The organism is Brenneria roseae subsp. americana, assembly GCF_003115815.1.
Lineage (GTDB): Bacteria > Pseudomonadota > Gammaproteobacteria > Enterobacterales > Enterobacteriaceae > Brenneria > Brenneria roseae.
This window is the reverse complement of the sequence record NZ_QDKJ01000007.1, coordinates 184,754-202,090: the sequence shown is the minus strand read 5'-3', so window position 1 is coordinate 202,090 and position 17,337 is coordinate 184,754. Positions and strand designations below refer to the sequence as shown.

The 17,337-nt window shown below is 54.5% G+C and carries 15 protein-coding genes; 6 read left to right on the top strand and 9 right to left on the bottom strand.

The annotated features are described in order from the left end of the window. The first annotated feature begins 38 nt into the window (after positions 1-38). On the top strand, positions 39-2,807 hold the full coding sequence (locus B4923_RS11095) for a winged helix-turn-helix domain-containing protein (RefSeq protein ID WP_109054427.1): 2,769 nt from the start codon (positions 39-41) through the stop codon (positions 2,805-2,807). A gap of 144 nt (positions 2,808-2,951) precedes the next feature. Here the strand turns inward: B4923_RS11095 and B4923_RS11085 are convergent, their stop codons facing one another. The 3 genes from B4923_RS11085 to B4923_RS11075 form a co-directional block, all read right to left on the bottom strand. Then, entirely contained in the window at positions 2,952-4,142 is a 1,191-nt protein-coding gene (locus tag B4923_RS11085; RefSeq protein ID WP_109054425.1) for an MFS transporter, read from the bottom strand. A gap of 333 nt (positions 4,143-4,475) precedes the next feature. Then, positions 4,476-6,482: a methyl-accepting chemotaxis protein gene (locus B4923_RS11080; RefSeq protein WP_109054481.1), complete on the bottom strand. Its 2,007-nt coding sequence runs from the start codon at positions 6,480-6,482 to the stop codon at positions 4,476-4,478. 299 nt (positions 6,483-6,781) lie between these two features. After that, a complete protein-coding gene (locus tag B4923_RS11075) occupies positions 6,782-7,798 on the bottom strand; it encodes a LacI family DNA-binding transcriptional regulator (RefSeq protein WP_109054424.1) in 1,017 nt (338 codons plus the stop codon). Positions 7,799-8,060: 262 nt separating this feature from the next. On the opposite strand from B4923_RS11075, the gene B4923_RS11070 reads away from it, so the two are divergent. The 3 genes from B4923_RS11070 to yidA all read left to right on the top strand — a co-directional run bounded on the left by B4923_RS11070 (position 8,061) and on the right by yidA (position 10,917). Further along, on the top strand, positions 8,061-8,402 hold the full coding sequence (locus B4923_RS11070; protein WP_109054423.1) for a PTS lactose/cellobiose transporter subunit IIA: 342 nt from the start codon (positions 8,061-8,063) through the stop codon (positions 8,400-8,402). Positions 8,403-8,469: 67 nt separating this feature from the next. Continuing rightward, positions 8,470-9,912, top strand: coding sequence for a 6-phospho-beta-glucosidase (locus B4923_RS11065; RefSeq protein ID WP_109054422.1), 1,443 nt, complete (start codon positions 8,470-8,472; stop codon positions 9,910-9,912). 186 nt (positions 9,913-10,098) lie between these two features. Next, on the top strand, positions 10,099-10,917 hold the full coding sequence (gene yidA, locus B4923_RS11060; protein WP_109054421.1) for a sugar-phosphatase: 819 nt from the start codon (positions 10,099-10,101) through the stop codon (positions 10,915-10,917). A 139-nt stretch (positions 10,918-11,056) separates the two neighbouring features. Here yidA and B4923_RS11055 read toward each other — a convergent pair whose 3' ends face one another. From B4923_RS11055 to B4923_RS11045, 3 genes are read right to left on the bottom strand one after another with little or no spacing between them, the layout of a single operon-like run. Beyond that, positions 11,057-12,499: a sensor histidine kinase gene (locus B4923_RS11055; protein ID WP_109054420.1), complete on the bottom strand. Its 1,443-nt coding sequence runs from the start codon at positions 12,497-12,499 to the stop codon at positions 11,057-11,059. After that, positions 12,492-13,154 (bottom strand): response regulator transcription factor, encoded by a 663-nt coding sequence (locus B4923_RS11050; protein WP_109054419.1) that lies wholly within the window; start codon positions 13,152-13,154, stop codon positions 12,492-12,494. The genes B4923_RS11055 and B4923_RS11050 overlap by 8 nt, the downstream gene beginning before the upstream one ends. A 25-nt stretch (positions 13,155-13,179) precedes the next feature. After that, a complete protein-coding gene (locus B4923_RS11045; protein ID WP_170116047.1) occupies positions 13,180-13,533 on the bottom strand; it encodes a PepSY domain-containing protein in 354 nt (117 codons plus the stop codon). Positions 13,534-13,745: 212 nt separating this feature from the next. Here B4923_RS11045 and B4923_RS11040 point away from each other — a divergent pair, with 212 nt between their 5' ends. Continuing rightward, a complete protein-coding gene (locus B4923_RS11040) occupies positions 13,746-14,102 on the top strand; it encodes a NirD/YgiW/YdeI family stress tolerance protein (RefSeq protein WP_170116046.1) in 357 nt (118 codons plus the stop codon). A gap of 34 nt (positions 14,103-14,136) precedes the next feature. Then, complete coding sequence (locus B4923_RS11035; RefSeq protein ID WP_109054416.1) at positions 14,137-14,373, top strand: hypothetical protein; 237 nt, start codon at positions 14,137-14,139, stop codon at positions 14,371-14,373. Positions 14,374-14,453: 80 nt separating this feature from the next. On the opposite strand, the gene B4923_RS11030 is transcribed toward B4923_RS11035, so the two are convergent. From B4923_RS11030 to B4923_RS11020, 3 genes are read right to left on the bottom strand one after another with little or no spacing between them, the layout of a single operon-like run. Further along, a complete protein-coding gene (locus B4923_RS11030; protein WP_109054415.1) occupies positions 14,454-15,929 on the bottom strand; it encodes an NAD(P)/FAD-dependent oxidoreductase in 1,476 nt (491 codons plus the stop codon). Next, a complete protein-coding gene (locus B4923_RS11025; RefSeq protein ID WP_109054414.1) occupies positions 15,926-16,234 on the bottom strand; it encodes a (2Fe-2S)-binding protein in 309 nt (102 codons plus the stop codon). The genes B4923_RS11030 and B4923_RS11025 overlap by 4 nt, the downstream gene beginning before the upstream one ends. Next, positions 16,194-17,315, bottom strand: a complete 1,122-nt coding sequence (locus tag B4923_RS11020) for an NAD(P)/FAD-dependent oxidoreductase (RefSeq protein ID WP_109054413.1) — start codon at positions 17,313-17,315, stop codon at positions 16,194-16,196. The genes B4923_RS11025 and B4923_RS11020 overlap by 41 nt, the downstream gene beginning before the upstream one ends. Positions 17,316-17,337 lie beyond the last annotated feature (22 nt).

Genomic DNA, 17,337 nt, shown 5'->3' with positions numbered 1-17,337 from the left:
ACTTAAAATTCAGACTGAATAAAGAGGTATTGGCACGTATGGAGCTCTTGCCCCCAACACATTACCCGCTTGCGGCATTCGCTAATGAAGAGCCTTTTCGCTTTACGCGCAAGCTACCGCTGATCCTCACCAAACTTACGCCCCCGCGTACGCCGGGGAGGTTGTTGCAGCGCGATCGCTTATTGCAACGGCTTGATGAAGCAGAGTCATGCAGCCTGACGCTGGTTTGCGCCGCCGCAGGATTTGGCAAAACCACGCTGCTTGCGCAGTGGTATCGCCGCCGCCAGCAGCAGGGCGATGCGGTCGCCTGGCTAAGCCTTGAAGACGACGACAGCACGCCGCTGTTATTTATGCGCTATCTGCTGGAAGCGTTGCGGCCGCTGTATAATGGCTGGAGCACCGCCTTTCGGCGGTATCTGCTGGGGGATCTACCCGCTGATTTTTCGATGTTCCTGGCGGAGCTCATTAATCAATTACACCGTTGTCCGCACCCGCTTTACCTGATTCTGGATGACTATCAGGGCATCAGCGACCGTGAGATACATGACGGACTGGCATACCTCCTTAACCATGCTCCCTCTTCTTTGCACCTGATTATCGGTAGCCGTTTCCGTCCCCCGTTGGCGCTGAGCCGTTTGCAGGTTCAGGGGCAACTGGCAGAAATATACGATAATGACCTGCGTTTCACCTGCGAGGAAGCCAGCGCCTACTTTATGGATTCAGCGCCGCAGACGGCGAGAAAACAGGATATTCAGCGCCTTATCTCTCTGACCGAAGGCTGGATCGCGGGTATGAAGATCGCCACCCTATCAGCCGAGTGGCGCATCAACGCCAGCCACTTTATGGACAGCCTGAGTGAAGGTTCACGGACTATCACCCGCTATCTGGAAGAGGTGATTTTTGAACCGTTGCCACCCGATGTGTTCGATTTCCTGCTATGTACCTCTATTCTCAATCGTCTTAATCCCGCGTTGTGCAATGCCGTGACCGGACGGAACAACGGTGAGGCGATGTTAGCCTGGATAGAACAGCACAATCTGTTTCTTTCCGCGCTGGATGAAGGAGGATTCTGGTTCCGTTACCATCCGCTTATGCGCGATACGTTGCTTAACCGGTTGCAACACGCCGCGCATAAAGATAGCCGGGTCTTGCATGAGCGGGCCGGTAACTGGTTTGCCGGCCAACAGTTGTGGGCTGAAGCGGTGCGTCACACCCTGGCCGCAGGCAAAACCGGCAGTAAGCATGCCGAGGCGGGGGCGCAATCACTGGCCGAGGAAGGAGACATTGATACGCTGGTGCGCTGGATGCGCTATCTGCCCGCCAGTCCGGACCCTACCCGCATCGACCTGCAACTCAACCTGGCCTGGGCGCTGGCGCATCATTTTCGTTTTAACGATTCCCGCCAGTTGCTTGATACGTTAGACGTCTTGGTTGAAGCCAACCGCGACGATCTGGCCCACAGCACCTGGGTTAAGTTGCGCGTGGTGCGGGCCATTTGCGAAGCCTTCGCTGAAAATATTCCTCAAAGTATTGCCATTGCTGGGCCGTTACTGCGGGAAGTGCCCTGCGGCGACATCTGGGTTGACGGCCTGGTATGCAATATTCTCAGCTATTGTCATTTGGTGGATCTACGTCCGGAAAAGGCGCTGGATGTGCAATGCCGCATGCCCGGCACAAAAGTAGTGAGCCGCAACCTGTTCGTTGAGGTTTACCGTGCTTTTGTTGTGGCTCAGGGCTATCTCCGTCAGGGCAATCTGTTGGAAGCCGAGCGTCAGGCGTCTCAGGCATTGCGTTATGCGGAACAGCATACCGGGCCCCATTCCAGTAGCAGTGCAACGCTTGCGCCTATTCTGGCTGAAATCGCCTGGGAGCAAGGGGAGGTGGGCCGGATTGATGCGTTGCTCACTCTGCGGCTGGAGATGATCGATAGCTTCTCTCCGCCCGATGGCCTCAGCCGGTGTTATATCATCCTGGCGCGTCAGGCACAGCTAAGCGGCCAGCCGGAGGAAGCAGAGCCGTTGCTGTTTCATGCTGAAAAACTGACTATTAGCCGGGGATGGTCCCGGGCGAGGGTGCCGCTGCTGGCAGAGAAGCTGACGATTCGTCTCCGGCAAGGGGATGTTGACGGCGCCAGACTCCTGCTGGGTCAGTTGCAGACGTTAGCCGGAGAAGCCGGGTCAGAGAAAGATACGCTGGGTCTGAAAGTGATTTCCCATCATCTTCGCTTAAGCCAGAGCCGTTTGCTTATTGCCGATGGCGACCCGCTGGCGGCTGCCGACATCATTCACTCGTTGGCAAACGAGCAGGAACAATGCGGGGAATGGTTATCTGCCTTACGTTTAAGGGTGCTGCAAGCGGTCGCGCTATGGCGGGCAGGAGAGGAAGAGCAAGCGGGGGCGGTTTTCAAACCGTCGTTACAACGGGCGATGCAGCAAAAACTCCAGCGTAGCCTGTTGGATGCGGGCCCAGACCTGTTGCCTCTGCTAAACCATGTCCGCAAGAAACTGGCGCCCAATAGTGAACTGGCCAACATGGCCGCGGCATTACTGCAAAAGGCCGCTGACGACGCAGGGCGTTCGCCGGATAAAGACGATCTCGCCCAGTCTCAGTGCCGGCGCTTAACCGAACGAGAGCAACAAACGCTACAGTTGATCGCAGATGGCTATTCAAACAAAGGTATCGCCCGCTCGCTGGGCATCTCGGTTGAGACCGTAAAATGGCACCTGAAGCAGGTATATGAAAAACTCCAGGTGAGCGGCCGCATTCAAGCGATTAATCAGGCGCGGGAATGGCGTTTGCTGAATTGATTTTTCTGGTAATGCCCGCAACGTATTGATAACTCCTGACCATAGCCGAGCCCGGTATCCGAGGCCTGATAGCCGATATTGGTGGAGAATGCCGTAAGATATTCTCCACTAACGGGAACGCGATTACCTTTGGTTTTGTTTTGATCAGGCAATGGCGCGTTGTCTGGCGCCGCGCAGTTCCTGCCGCAGCGTGATAAGTGCGGTAATCAGCATAAAAATCACCGCCGACCAGAAAATGGCCCGCGGATAACCATGATCGAGCAACCATCCGAACAATACCGGACCGGTCGCCCCGCCAATGTTAAAGCCGGTGGAAACGATGCCGAAAACACGACCCTCCGCACCGACGGGTGACGCGGCGCGTACCAGCATGTCGCGTGATGGCGCGATCATGCCGGACAGGAAGCCTGCGATAGCCAGCAGTGGAATCAATACCGATGCCGGCAGCGGATAAATGGCGACGATGCTGATCAGGCCGGCGGTTAATGCCAATGCGGCGGTCGCTACCAGGCCGTGACGGCGGGTTTTATCCGCCAGCGCGCCGCCAGCCAATACGCCAAAAGCACTGGCAAACAGGAAGGCCGTCAGCACTACGTTGGCCTGTGATAAAGGCAAATCGTAGCCGGTGACAAAGGCGGTCACCGAGAAATTCTGAATCGAACCGGTGCTCAGGTTTAACAACAGGAATAACACCAGCAGCGCCATGATTGGCAGGGTAAATAGCGGTATCCGCGGCTTGTCTGCCGGTTTGGCGCCCTGCGTTGCATTCGAAACGCGGGCCGGGCGGTCGCTTTCCGTTAATAACAACGGAACCGTCGCCAGCCCAATGATGCCGGAAACGATAAACGCACTGTCAATGCCGCTGAAAGCGGCAACCGTCAGTAGAATACTGGGGGCAATGGCGGTGCCGAAAAAGCCGGAGAAAGTGTGAACGGAGAACGCTCTCCCCATGCGTTTCTCGTCGATTCCGCGTGATAGCAGGGCATAATCCGCCGGGTGATAGACGGCGTTGGCAACGCCGGCTAGCGCCATGGACGCAATCAGCCAGGCATAGCTGTTGGAAAAACTCAGCGAAAGAAAACACAGGCTGCCGAGCGTGAGGCCGGCAATCAGGGTACGCCGGGCGCCGATGCGATCGACCACAAAGCCAATCGGGGTTTGTACGCACGCGGAAACGATGTTGAACACGCTAAGGGCGAAACCCAACTGGACGAAACTGATATCCCGCTGCTCTGACAGCAAAGGAATAAGGGCAGGCAACACCATCATGTGAAAGTGACTCACCAGATGGGCCGATGAAATTTGCGCCAGTAGCGGAAGTTTTATCAATTTCATTTTATTTATAGCGGATTAGGTTGGGTTATCGAGAGAGAAGACACAACAACAGGGCGTCGCTCCCTGGGGCAGATAGGGAACAAGATTAACATATTGTTCATATTATTAGCGTCCTATGCTCTAAATAATTCGAGTTGCCGGAAGACGGCAACCGAGGGCGCCTTCCCTGACAAGCGCAGTTTCGTGCGCCACAATGCCGCCATTTCTATACTATATCGTAGTACGCGCCCGACAATAGAGGGCTCAAACGCCAGCCCCCTATGAACCCCGGCTTCCGGCTGAATTATGCCGCTGCGCGGTGCCTCCGGGCTGGCGGAGGCAGCCGGTGAACGATCAGGAGAGCTTGAAGACCTGCACGGTTTGCGCGAGCCGTTTGGCCTGATCTTCCAGTGACGCCGCGGCGGCGGACGCCTCCTGTACCAATGCGGCGTTTTGCTGGGTTACGCCATCCATTTCGTGAACCGCCTGTGTGACCTGACTGATACCGCGCGACTGTTCGTCCGATGCCGAAACAATTTCATCCATGATGTCTTTGACTGACGAGACGGCTTCCAGCATTTCCTGCATCGTGGTGCCCGCGTTTTGCACCAGTGAAACCCCATTGTCCACCCGGCTGGCGGATTCGGCGATAAGTCCGGTAATCTCTTTCACGGCATCCGCACTGCGCTGGGCAAGGTTGCGTACTTCATTGGCAACAACGGCGAAGCCGCGTCCCTGTTCACCGGCCCGGGCCGCTTCCACCGCCGCATTCAGCGCCAGGATATTGGTCTGAAAGGCAATACCGCTGATGATGCTGGTTATCTCGGCGATTTTCTTCGAGCTGTCGTCAATCTCTCCCATGATGTTAACAACCTGACCAACGATCGCATCGCCTTTTTGCGCGATTTGCGCGGCGTTTTGAGCCAGATTCGTCGCGTTATGCGCATTATCCGCATTCTGTTTCACGGTCGCCGTAATCTGCTCCATGCTGGCTGCCGTTTCTTCCAGTGCCGCCGCCTGCTGTTCGGTACGTGAGGCCAGATCCGTGTTGCCCGCGGTGATTTCGGTTGCTCCGTGGCTGACGGATTCGCTGGTGGTGATCAGTTGATCCACGATATCTCTCAGCTGCGTCTGCATGGTGTACATGGCGTAAAAAATGCTGCTCTGGTCTTTGGCCTGCACCGGGATAGTGTTGGTCAAATCGCCTTGCGCGACAGACAGCGCAATTTGTGCGGCCTGAGCGGGTTCACCGCCAATGGGACGCGCCACTTTACGGATAAAGATTACGCCCAGAATACCGGAGACAACCACAATGCTGAGCACCATCAGCAGTAAGGCCAGATTACGCTGACGCGCCGTTTCTGCCATCACCACATCCACCGGCGCTGACAGGCCGAGCATCCACGGCGTGCCGGTATTTCCAATGCTTACTGGAACATAAACGTCGAACGCCGGGGTATTTAACACCGGATTGTCTTGCTCGATATGGTATGGATTGCCGGTAGTCACGTGTTCCAGCAGCGTTGGATCATCCTCGATTTTTTTGGTAATCCGGGTTGGATCGGGATGAGAAATGTATGCTCCGGTGTGCGACAGAAGCTGTGCATACCCGGTGCCTTGATAGGGTTTAATTTGATTTGTCAGCTGTTGCAGCGTATCCAGGGCAAAATCCGCCGTGACCGAACCATAAAACTTATTGTTTATCATGATCGGAACGGCCAAAGACGTCAGCAACACATCGACGCCGTTATAAGGGTAGCTGTACGGCTCCAGAATCACTTCTTTCTGAAGTTTTCTCGGCAACAGATAGTAATCGCCGCTGCCGGGGGTCTCATAATCAACCAGATTATGCAGGGCAATATTTCCCGCATTATCACGATCAACATAACGGACAAATCGCCCATTAGGGTCCTGATCGGGTTGTCCGGCATAGAGTTGGTCTTTCCCATCAAAGGCATCCGGTTCCCATGCCAGTGACATGGAGAGGAAATCCGGATGACTTTTCAATGCATTCTTCAGCAGTGTTTCTGCGATTTTGCGATCGGCATTACCAGATTCCTGCAAACTGATGACGCTTTGGACCAGATTGCGCGAGGCGGAGATGGCCAGATCCAGCTTTTGTTGAATCAGATAGCTATTGGTGTACGCCGTTTGCTCCAGATATTGCTGAGCGATGGTCTTTTGCTGCTGGCTGGATTGCCAGATCAGCAAGCCGATAGTCAGGATGAAGCCGAGGGCAATAGTGACGATACCCATGGATAACATCAACAGCTGTGTACTGAGCTTTCTTTTTATTGAAGGAGTGTGGGTTGAAACGATGGTTTGATTGCTGTGTTCAATTGGAAATAATTTATTTGACATATGCATAATATCCCCCCGGGATATAAGCGCTTGTATGGCGCTTTTTGTTTACATAAAAATCAATCAGTTACTGTGTCCTTCAGTATTATTTGGAATTCCTTTATGTGATCTGTGTCATTTTTTTTGTGACGCGAGTCACATCAATATCATCGGCCTGAAGGGCTATGGCTTTAACTTGTTTACAAAAAAAACGTGAAGTTTCATATATCTTTAATATGATGCGCAGGCATAAAGGCAGGATCGAATGATGAAATACGCCTGTCGGGTGGTCACGCATGACAATGAAGGGAATGAGGGTTCTAGCGAGCAGCCGGGCCTTTACCAACCGATTCGCGAATGATCAACGACCCCTGAAAGGTGGGAGAAGGCGTGGCGATTTTACCGTCCAGCATACAAAGCAGTTTCTCAAGCGTGCGTTTAATCATTTCTGCAACCGGGACATGTACGGTCGTCAGCGGCGGATGCGACCAGGAAGCCATCGGCAGGTCATCGAATCCCAGCAGAGAAACATCATCCGGTATCGTGATCCCTTTTTCGCGAAAGGCTTTTGCCGCGCCAATGGCCATATCATCATTACTGGCTACCAGTGCGCTGAAGGTAACACCTCGTTGGTACAGCGTTTTCACGGCGGCGTAACCACTTTCCGGCGTCCAGTCGCCCTCAACCAGCCGTTCGTCATTGCAGGCTATCCCTTGTGCCGCCAGTGCTTGCCGATAACCCGCAAGGCGGCTCTCCCCCGTGGGCGATCCTGACGCGCCAAGGATAAACGCAATATCCCGATGTCCTTGATCAATCAGGTAAGTAACGGCGTCAAAGCAGTGCAGCTGATGGTTGGCGCAGATGCCGTTTTCCTCATGATGGTTCAGTTTCCGGTTTACCACCATAATGGGCTGTTCGTGCTGCTCGATGATGCTTTCCAGCGCGGCAATGGACAGAAAACGCGGGTAGATGATGACCGCATCGCAGCGTAGATCGAGCAGAAATTCGATAGCCTGCCGCTCTTCTTCCGCACTGTGTTTGCCATCAGCAAGGATTAACTGGCGTCCGTGCTGCTCGGTCATGGTTGCTGTCTGAAAGAGTAATTCGTTGAAATAAGGGCCGTTATATAAGGTGTTGGTAACGACCAGGCCAATGCTCTGGGATTTGTTGGTGGCGAGTTGACGCGCCAACAAATTCGGCCGGTATCCCATTTCTTCGATGGCTTTGAAAACCCGGTCTTTGGTGGACTGACGGACGTAGTTATTCCCTGTCAGCACGCGTGATACGGTTGCTTTTGATACGCCTGCTCTCTTGGCTACATCAAGCATGGTTATCATTTTTTATTCCTAAAAAGTGGCTACTGGCCGTAGTGTTAACATAAAACGCGCCCGCCATTATAAAGAAAAATTCATCCTTTTTATCATCATGAAGCAATAAACGTCGTCGTTTTATCACAAAGCGCGTCTGTTTATGATCGCGTTCAAAGATTATGAAACTCACCATGAAACCGGTTGCATATTGTTCTCTATGTTGCTTGAATGATAAACGTCAGCTTTTGGACCAGCAAAAAGAGACAGTGAAAATCGGGGAGAGTGGCTGATGGAACTTGATGAAAACACCGTCATGGAACTGATTATTTATGCCGGAGAGGCGCGTTCGGGCGCCATGGAAGCACTGCGCGCAGCCAGAGAACATGACTGGGAAAAAACAGAGCAGATGCTGAGTACGGCATCCGTGGCGGCTCGTCAGGCTCACCATATTCAAACGGCATTGATTGGCGCGGATGAAGGCCGCGGGAAAATTCCGGTCAATCTGATTCTGGTTCATGCGCAGGACCACCTGATGAACGCGATGCTTTGCCGCGATTTGGTGGAGGAATTGGTTTATTTGCACCGGGAATTGGCCGCTCTGAAACAGGGCGATATCGTTCGCGGCCCATGATTTTTCGTCGAGTCTGATTTTTCAACGGCGTATGTCGATTTTCGACATAACCTAAAAAGGATATGAGATGTCTATTCAGCAATTACCGAAAGACTTTTTGTGGGGCGGCGCGGTAGCGGCGCATCAGGTTGAAGGTGGTTGGGATCAAGGTGGGAAGGGCGTCAGCATTTGTGACGTATTGTCCGGCGGCGCGCACGGCGTGGATCGTGTGATTACCGATGGCGTGCAGCCTGGGTTCAGTTACCCGAATCATCAGGCGGTGGAGTTCTATTCCCACTATAAACAGGACATTGCACTGTTTGCGGAAATGGGCTTCAAATGCTTCCGCACCTCCATCGCCTGGACCCGTATTTTCCCCAACGGGGATGAGCTGGAACCCAATGAGGCCGGGCTGCAATTTTATGACGATCTGTTTGATGAACTGCTGAAACACAACATTGAGCCGGTTATCACGCTTTCCCACTTCGAGATGCCGTATCACCTGGTTAAACACTATGGCGGCTGGCTCAATCGTAAAGTGGTGGATTTCTTTGTGCGCTACAGCGAAGTGGTGATGAAGCGCTACCAATCCAAAGTGAAATACTGGATGACCTTTAATGAAATCAATAATCAGCGTAACTGGCATTATCCGCTGTTTGGTTATTGTTGTTCCGGCGTGGTGTTCACCGGGCACGAGAATCCTGAACAGGCCATGTACCAGACGCTGCATCATCAGTTTGTGGCCAGCGCCAAAGTGGTGAAATTGGGGCATAAAATCAATCCTGACTTCAAAATTGGCTGCATGCTGGCGCTGGTGCCGCTCTATCCGTGGTCGTGCCATCCGGATGATGTGATGTATGCGCAGGAAGCGATGCGTGAACGTCATCTGTTTGGTGACGTGCAATTACGTGGATATTACCCGGCGTATATTTTGAAAACGTGGGCCAGAAAAGGCTATCACATTGATATGCAATCGGAAGATGAGGAAATTTTGCGAGACGGCTGCACCGATTATCTGGGCTTCAGCTACTACATGAGTAATGCCGTACAACATGTCGCTCAAAATCAGGCCGTTGATGATGCTATCGCGGGCTTTCCGGGCGCGGTGAAAAACCCGCACGTTTCCGCATCGGAATGGGGCTGGCAGATTGATCCGGTGGGCCTGCGTTACACGCTGAACAGCTTCTACGAGCGTTATCAAAAACCGATGTTCATCGTCGAGAATGGCTTTGGTGCGGTTGATAAGGTAGAAGCCGATGGACAAATCCATGACGATTACCGTATCGATTACCTTAAGGCGCACATTGAGCAGATGAAAAAAGCGGTGCTGGAAGACGGCGTCGAACTGATGGGCTATACCCCCTGGGGCTGTATCGACTGCGTTTCGTTTACCACCGGGCAGTACAGTAAGCGCTATGGTTTTATCTATGTGGATAAACATGATGATGGTACCGGGACGTTACGGCGCTCCCGTAAAAAGAGTTTTAACTGGTATAAGCAGGTGATTGCCAGCAATGGCGCTGAGCTATAGAGAGAAAACGTAACGATGACCATCCTCATTTCAGCCGTTGATGGGGACTGTTCTCGACGTGAGCCGTGCGGCCGGCGCGGCTTTTTACTTTGTCTGTCATGGGGGCGCCATCATGCCGCATTTCACTGGCGACTTCAGCGCTGAATCGCGTTAGCATGAAAGCAGGTAATTAATGCTGAGAAAATTATGTCTATAAAACTGATCGCAATTGATATGGATGGGACGTTGCTGACGCCGCAAAATCAAATTTCTCCCGCAGTGAAAGCGGCTATCGCCGCGGCAAGAGAGAAAGGCGTTCAGGTGGTGCTGGCGACTGGCCGTCCGTTCATTGGTGTGGAACGCTATCTGGCGGAACTGGATTTACAGCAGGAAGATTGCTTTTGCGTCACCAATAACGGCGCACTGGTGCAACGTGCGAGAAATGGCGACTGTGTAGCGCAAACGACGCTGAGCTTTGATGATTATCTCTATTTTGAAGCGCTGTCCCGTAAGCTGAATGTTCATTTCCATGCGCTGGATTTCAATTTCGTCTATACCGCCAACAAGGATATCAGCCGTTATACCGTCCATGAGGCGCATCTGACCGGTATGCCGCTGAAATACCGTGCGGTGGAAGAGATGGACCGTAATCTGACATTCCCGAAAGTCATGATGATTGATGAGCCGCCGGTGCTGGATCGGGCTATCAGCCAAATCCCGCCGGAAGCGTTTGAGCGTTACACCATCATGAAAAGCGCCGAATATTATCTGGAAATTCTGGATAAGCGCGTCAATAAAGGCGAAGGGGTGAAAATGTTGGCGGAACACCTCGGTATTACGCGCGACAATGTGATGACGCTGGGCGATCAGGAAAACGATCTGGCCATGCTGGAATATGCCGGATTGGGGGTTGCGATGGGGAATGCCACCGAAGCGGTAAAAGCCATCAGCCAGTTTGTGACCAAAACCAATCAGGAAGATGGCGTGGCCTATGCGATTGAGAAATTTGTGCTTAATCCTGAATAGGGCGGAAATCCGGTAACTTATTATAACTCTTTGTTTATTGCGTTAATGATGTGAATCGGAGCACGAGTCTTGCGATATCCCCGCCGACTTTGGCTTGCAGACTCGTCCCCCGCCCTGAGTATACGCATTGCCAGCGCCGCTATGCCCTGTTCACCCGGGCGCCTGGCAGACAAACCCGGGCACGTAAACCGCCCTGGTCGCCGTTCAGATTTTTCAGTTCAAACTCGCCACCGTAGAGCTGGATCAGGTCCTGCACAATGGCCAGACCCAATCCCGATCCCGGAGTGTTTTCATCCAGCCTTACTCCACGCTGTGTGACGGCTTTCAGTCGTGAAACGGCGATGCCGGGGCCATTATCTTCTATCAGGATTTCCAGCCAGTCAGGCGCCTGCGGTCGCATTGACAGGGTGACGGTAATGCTGGAGTGAGACCATTTGAAGGCATTTTCCAGCAGGTTGCCCACAATTTCCTGTAAATCCTGTTCTTCGCCGGCAAACCAGATGGGTTGGGAAGGCGCTTGCATGCTCACCTGAATCGGTTTGTCAGCGAACACGCGGTCCAGCACCCTCAGTAAACCTGACACCGTTTCCGTTACGTTGGTTTGTTGTGCGGACAAACCGTGTACGGCGGCCACCCTTGCCCGCATCAGATGCCAGTCGATATGGCGACGTATCTGAGCGAGCTGCTCCTTAATGATTTCAGGAGGAATGCTGCCGTGGCGGGTCTGTGCCTGATCGGCCTCGTTCTCAAGAATCGTCAGCGGCGTTTTGAGCGCATGCGCCAGATTGCCGGCCTGCGTGCGGGCCCGTTGTACGGCGGTTGCATTGGCGGCGAGCACCTGATTGAAATCGTCAACCAACGGCTGCACTTCCTGTGGAAAACGGCCTGCCATCTGGGGGGCGCCATCCCGCACGGATTTGAGCGCCTGCTGTAGCGCCTTCAACGGCTTAAGGCCGATGGTTACCTGAGCCCAGGCTGACAGGGTTAACAGCAGCAGCAGGAAGATTTCGGCAAGGGCCAGCGCGCGGCCGAAACGCTCCGTGGCTTCCAGATTGAAACGCAGATTGCCAGCGACGATCAGGCGGTAGTGGCGGCCCGGCGAGTCTGGCGAGGAGACAATGCGTTGCAGAACGAGCAGAGACTCTCCCGCCGGCCCTACCGTTTCACTGACGGCCAGTTCGCCGGGAGGCGGCGTGTGGTTATCAAACGGCAAAGAGAGATTGGCATCCCATAACGAACGAGAGCGCAGTATGCCAATGACGGGAGAACCCGCGTCAGGAAATTCATCTATCTGCCAGTAAAAGCCGGAATACTGTTTCTGCAAGCGCGGATCAAACAGCGCTGTCGCATCGACTTCCGGATGACCGGTTTCATCGAACTCGAGCGTCACCAAAAGTTGATCCAACTGGCGCGTCAACGCCGCCTGAAACTGGTTTACGACATGATCTCTGAACAGGGTCGTCAGGGCTAGACCGGAAAGCAACAGCGCCAGCGCTATCCCTCCCACGGTGGTCCAAAACAGGCGGACCCGCAGCGATCCCGCGCGTTTGCGGTCGGGAGCCGCGCTAGTCTGGCTATTCATTGTCGATCAGCCGATAGCCCAGTCCCCTTACGGTCTGGATGATGGAAGGATGAAGTTTTTTACGCAGGCGTCCAACAAATACCTCGATGGTGTTTGAGTCCCGATCGAAATCCTGCGCATAAATATGCTCCGTTAACTCGGTTCGTGAAATGAGCCGTCCTGGCCGATGCATCAGATATTCGAGCAGTTTATATTCATGACTGGTGAGGGCAACGGGCTTTTCTTCATAGGTAACGCTGCCGTTGCGCGTATCCAGCGTGACGGCGCCACACTTCAACACCGATGATGCCAGTCCGGCGGCGCGGCGAATAAGCGCCCTTACGCGAGCCAGCAGTTCCGATGCATGAAACGGCTTGGTCAGGTAGTCATCCGCGCCGGCGTCAATACCCGCGACCTTTTCATGCCAGTTGCCCCGGGCTGTCAGCACCAGTACCGGCATATTGCGCCCGGATTCACGCCATTTTCTGAGTATGTTCAGCCCGTCCATCACCGGCAGGCCGAGATCCAGCAATACGGCGTCGAAGTCTTCCGTATCGCCGAGATAATGGACATCCTGCCCGTCGGCGCTGGCCTCTACAACATAACCTGCGGTTTTGAGCATCTCGACAAGCTGCCTTTGCAGCGTCATGTCGTCTTCCGCCACCAGGATCTTCATCTGCACGCTCCCTTTATTTTTGTTCTCAATTCTTCCAGCCCTTGTTTTTCATGCGCAGGATATTGCCGGAACGCGCGTCCATCTCCAGCTTTACGATCCGCCCGTTCGGGGTAATGGCTTTAATCTCGTAGATAAACCATTTGTCGTCATGTTTCTTTTCAGAATGCAGCTTGGCTTCCAATACCTGGCACTGGCACTCCTCCATCAGCCGCGACTGCACGGTGGCAAAAGGGATCGCCTGGCCTGACTGCAACGCCGAGCGAGCCAAATCCTGCTCGTGTTTGTCCCCTGCCAAAGCCGATCCGGCATGAAGGGTCGGAGCAACCATAAACAGTATTGGGTAAAGAGAGAGGTAGCGCGAAAATCCGCTTTTTTTCATATCCGTACCTGTGGCAGAGAACGCATAGGACATTTTGACAACATGAAAATGAACCTGACATGAACAATGCCGCGGTGGCGTGTATTCGCCGCCGAGCGCCTTTTTCAGTATTCACCTGCCGTTCATTTTCGTTCATTTATTCTTTTCCCATAGCAGCGACAGCGTCGCTTTCTGCGGTAACTGTCACCGCGTTTAACCAGAAGGGATATAACATGAAATCACATTTTATTATTGGCGCCTTCATTCTGGCCATCAGCAGTTCCGCTGCCTGGGCGCAATATATCGGCCCCAATGGCTCACCCACTTCCGTCAAAACGCTGCTTGAATATGGGCGCGACCATGACTACGTGGTTCTGAAAGGCAATATCATCAGACGCGCGGCCTATTATGACGATCTGTATGAATTCAGTGATGGCACGGGAACGATTTTAATCAAAATCGATCACAAACGGTGGCCGATCAATCTTCGAATCGATGATAAATCAACCATTGAGATCGCTGGAAAATATGATCGGGAATTCGTTAGTTTTAACAAGATAAAGGTAATGAATATTCGGGTCGCGGACTGAGCGCTTCCGTGCTGAACGGTGAGGAGGGAAGGACATGTGCTACCGTCTTGTTCTGGCCGGATTGATGCTGCTGCGAATCTCACTGGTGCCGTTGATGCAGGCCGATCAACTGGAACTGGCCGGTCGGATGTTGCTGGCCCAACACGGCGTCCTCAATAAGGTGATGGTTTCCGCTGGGATGCCGAGGTGGAAAAACAGCAACGATCGCGCTGTCTGGCAAGCGATGTCATCCAGAATGATAGTATGGAAAAAAACGCATCACGATATATAAAGCGGTTTGACGTCGCATTGCCGGCATGGGTGAAATTAACGGATTCAAGCCGCTTTTGGTCGTGGCTGTGCCTGATTTCGTTACTCTTCCCCGCTCTGGGCCAGTTCAGCCAGCGTAATGGGTTTGATGGGGAAGCGGTTGCGCTGATAACCCACTTCCGACATATCGCGCTGTTGCGTATGAGCCAGCAACTGCGCGGCATTTTGCGCGCACATGCGTCCCTGACACGGTCCCATCCCGCAGCGGGTAAAGGCTTTGAGCTGGTTGGCGCCGCTGCATCCCATTTTAGCCGCCAGACGAATATCACCGGCGCTGACCTGTTCGCAACGGCAAATCATCACATCATCCGCGGGTTGGCAAGCCGCTTGCGGTACGGGATAGCACGCGGCAAGAAAGGGCCTGATGGTCAGTTCCTTGTGCAACGCTGCCTGTAAATCATGCCCCTGTTTGTCCCGTTCCTGAAGACTGATGACGCCCGCGGCCTGCAAAATACCCAACGTGGCGAGGTGTCCGCTCAGCGCCGACGCCGCGGCGCCGACGATACCGCTGGCGTCGCCGGCGATGTAAACTCCCCGCTGACTGGATTGTAGATACGCATCCAGGCAGGGTTCCCAATATTGATATTGCGCGTTCCATTGCAGCCGGCAGCCCATGGCATTGGCCAGTTGGGTGGCGGGCGTCACTCCAATGTGGCTCAGCACCGTGGGGGTTTCCAGCCGGTGCGTTTTACCCCGTCGGGTGAAACCGATGGCGCTCACCTGCGCTTCGCCTTCGATCGCCAGATTGCTGACTCCGGAGAAATAAGGAATACGCGCCCGTTTTATTTCGCGCAACAGCTGCCAGCCTTTGTACAGATAGCCTGACGTGTGGCGCAGGGCCGAGGGTAGAAACGGCAGGGCGCGCAGGTAATGGCGCGGCGTGCTGGTGTCCAGAATCGCCTGAATACGCCCGCCTGCCCGGATAACCTGCGTGGCAAACAGCAGCAATAGCGGGCCGTTTCCCACCAGTACGCTTTTTGCCGGCGGCAACAGACCGGCGGATTTCATCAGCAATTGTGCCGCGCCGACGGTCATGGCGCCCGGCAGCGTCCAGCCCGGCATCGGGAACGTGCGCTCCTGCGCGCCAACCGCCAGCAAAACGAAGCGTGCCTGAACCTGATAGTTACGGGTGGTCTCGCCTTTTTCCAGCAGGAAAACCTGTTTCTCCGGCGTGATTTGCCAGACCAGCGTGTTGGGCAGATAGCGAATCCGCGGCGAAAATGCCTGTCCGGCCAATTGACGTCCGGCACGGTAATCGGGGCCGAAAATGGCGTCTGCATGGCTGATGGGCGAGCGGGTGACGTGGCGATAGATTTGTCCTCCCGGCAGCGGGTTTTCATCCGCCAGCCAGACGCTCAGCCCTGCCTGACTGGCCTCCTGCGCCGCTTTTAACCCGGCGGGACCGGCGCCGACGATCAATAAATCGATGTTATTCTGCTTGAGGTCGGGTGTGCGGGAGGCGTCCGGCTCAAAAGAGTGTGCATCTGCTGTTTGCATCATCGCGTCAGTCGTATTCATTGTACTGTCCTGGCTCCCTGTGGAAACGCAATGTGCATGCCGGCACGCACTGGCGTCATGCAGGCCTGAATGTTCGGTACGTCATCGACGGTAACCCGGCATTCGAAACAACTTCCCATCATGCAGAAAGGCCCGCGAGGCTGTGCATCAATGGCCGTTGTCCGACAGGCCGTCAAGCCGTTGGCGAGCAGCGCCGCGGCGATCGTCCAGTCAGATCGCGCCGGCAATGCGTTGCCGTTAACCCAAATGGTGACAACCGTGGCGTCAACTGACGGCAGAGGGTGAAAGAGTAAATCGCTGGACATTGAACGCCTCAAAAAGATGATGAAGTTTCCCGCCGAGTATCCAGTCGGGCAGGAGAGTACTGTGTAACGCCGCCAGCGTGACCCCACTGTGACAGGTGACGGCAAACGCGCCGGGATGACTATCGGACGTGTCGTATACCGGCAGACCGTCTGGCGTCATGATGCGCAATGCTCCCCAGGTGCGCACGATACGTACATTGGCCAGCGCGGGGAATGCGGTCAGCGCTCGCTGCGCCATACCACGTTGAATATCCGGCCGCGTACCGTTATTCAGGCCGACATGCTCATGTGAGTCGCCGATCATCACCGTGCCTTCCTGCGTTTGACGCAACATGTTGCTGGGATAGTCAATCAAGGGCGCCAGACGTTCGGTGACCAGCACCTGTCCGCGTACCGGTTCGATCGGAATGGGTAAACCCACCTGCATGCCGAGCCGGGTGTTTTCCAGTCCCGCCGCCAACACGATCCGCCGGGCGCGGATTTCTCCCTGTGCGGTATGCAGGCGAAAATTGGCGCCGTCGCGCTCAATGTCGTTGACCGGCGTATTGGGAAAGTAGCGGCCGCCGGCCTGTATAAACGCGTGCGACAGCGCCCGCAGCGTCAGCAAAGGATTGGCGTGGCCGTCATGAGGGGAATAGATGGCGCCCGCCACCTGTGGTGCAATGACCGGCACATGCCGGCGTAACGTCGCAGAATCCCAAACCTGATAGCAGAATGAGGGATTGCCGCGTTGCAATTGCCGCATTGCCTGCTCAGCCTGCGCCAGCGCGTCGGCGCTGAGGCAGATATTCAATCCGCCGGGGCGGCGAAAGCCGCAATCGATACCGGTTTCTGTCTGTAGGCGCTGGGCGAAATCCGGCCATTGCTGGGAGGCCAGCCGGGATAATTCATTATACGGCGGACATGTCAGCCCTTTGCCTTGCACCCAGACCAGACCGAAATTACCGCGAGAGGCGCGAAAATCACTGTCGCCGCCATCACAAATCGCTACGCTGATTTTTTTCTGGCTCAACCCATAAGCCACGGCGTGACCGACAATTCCGCCGCCGATGACCACAACATCGTAATGCCGATCGTTCATCGCGGGTTACACCGCCGATGTT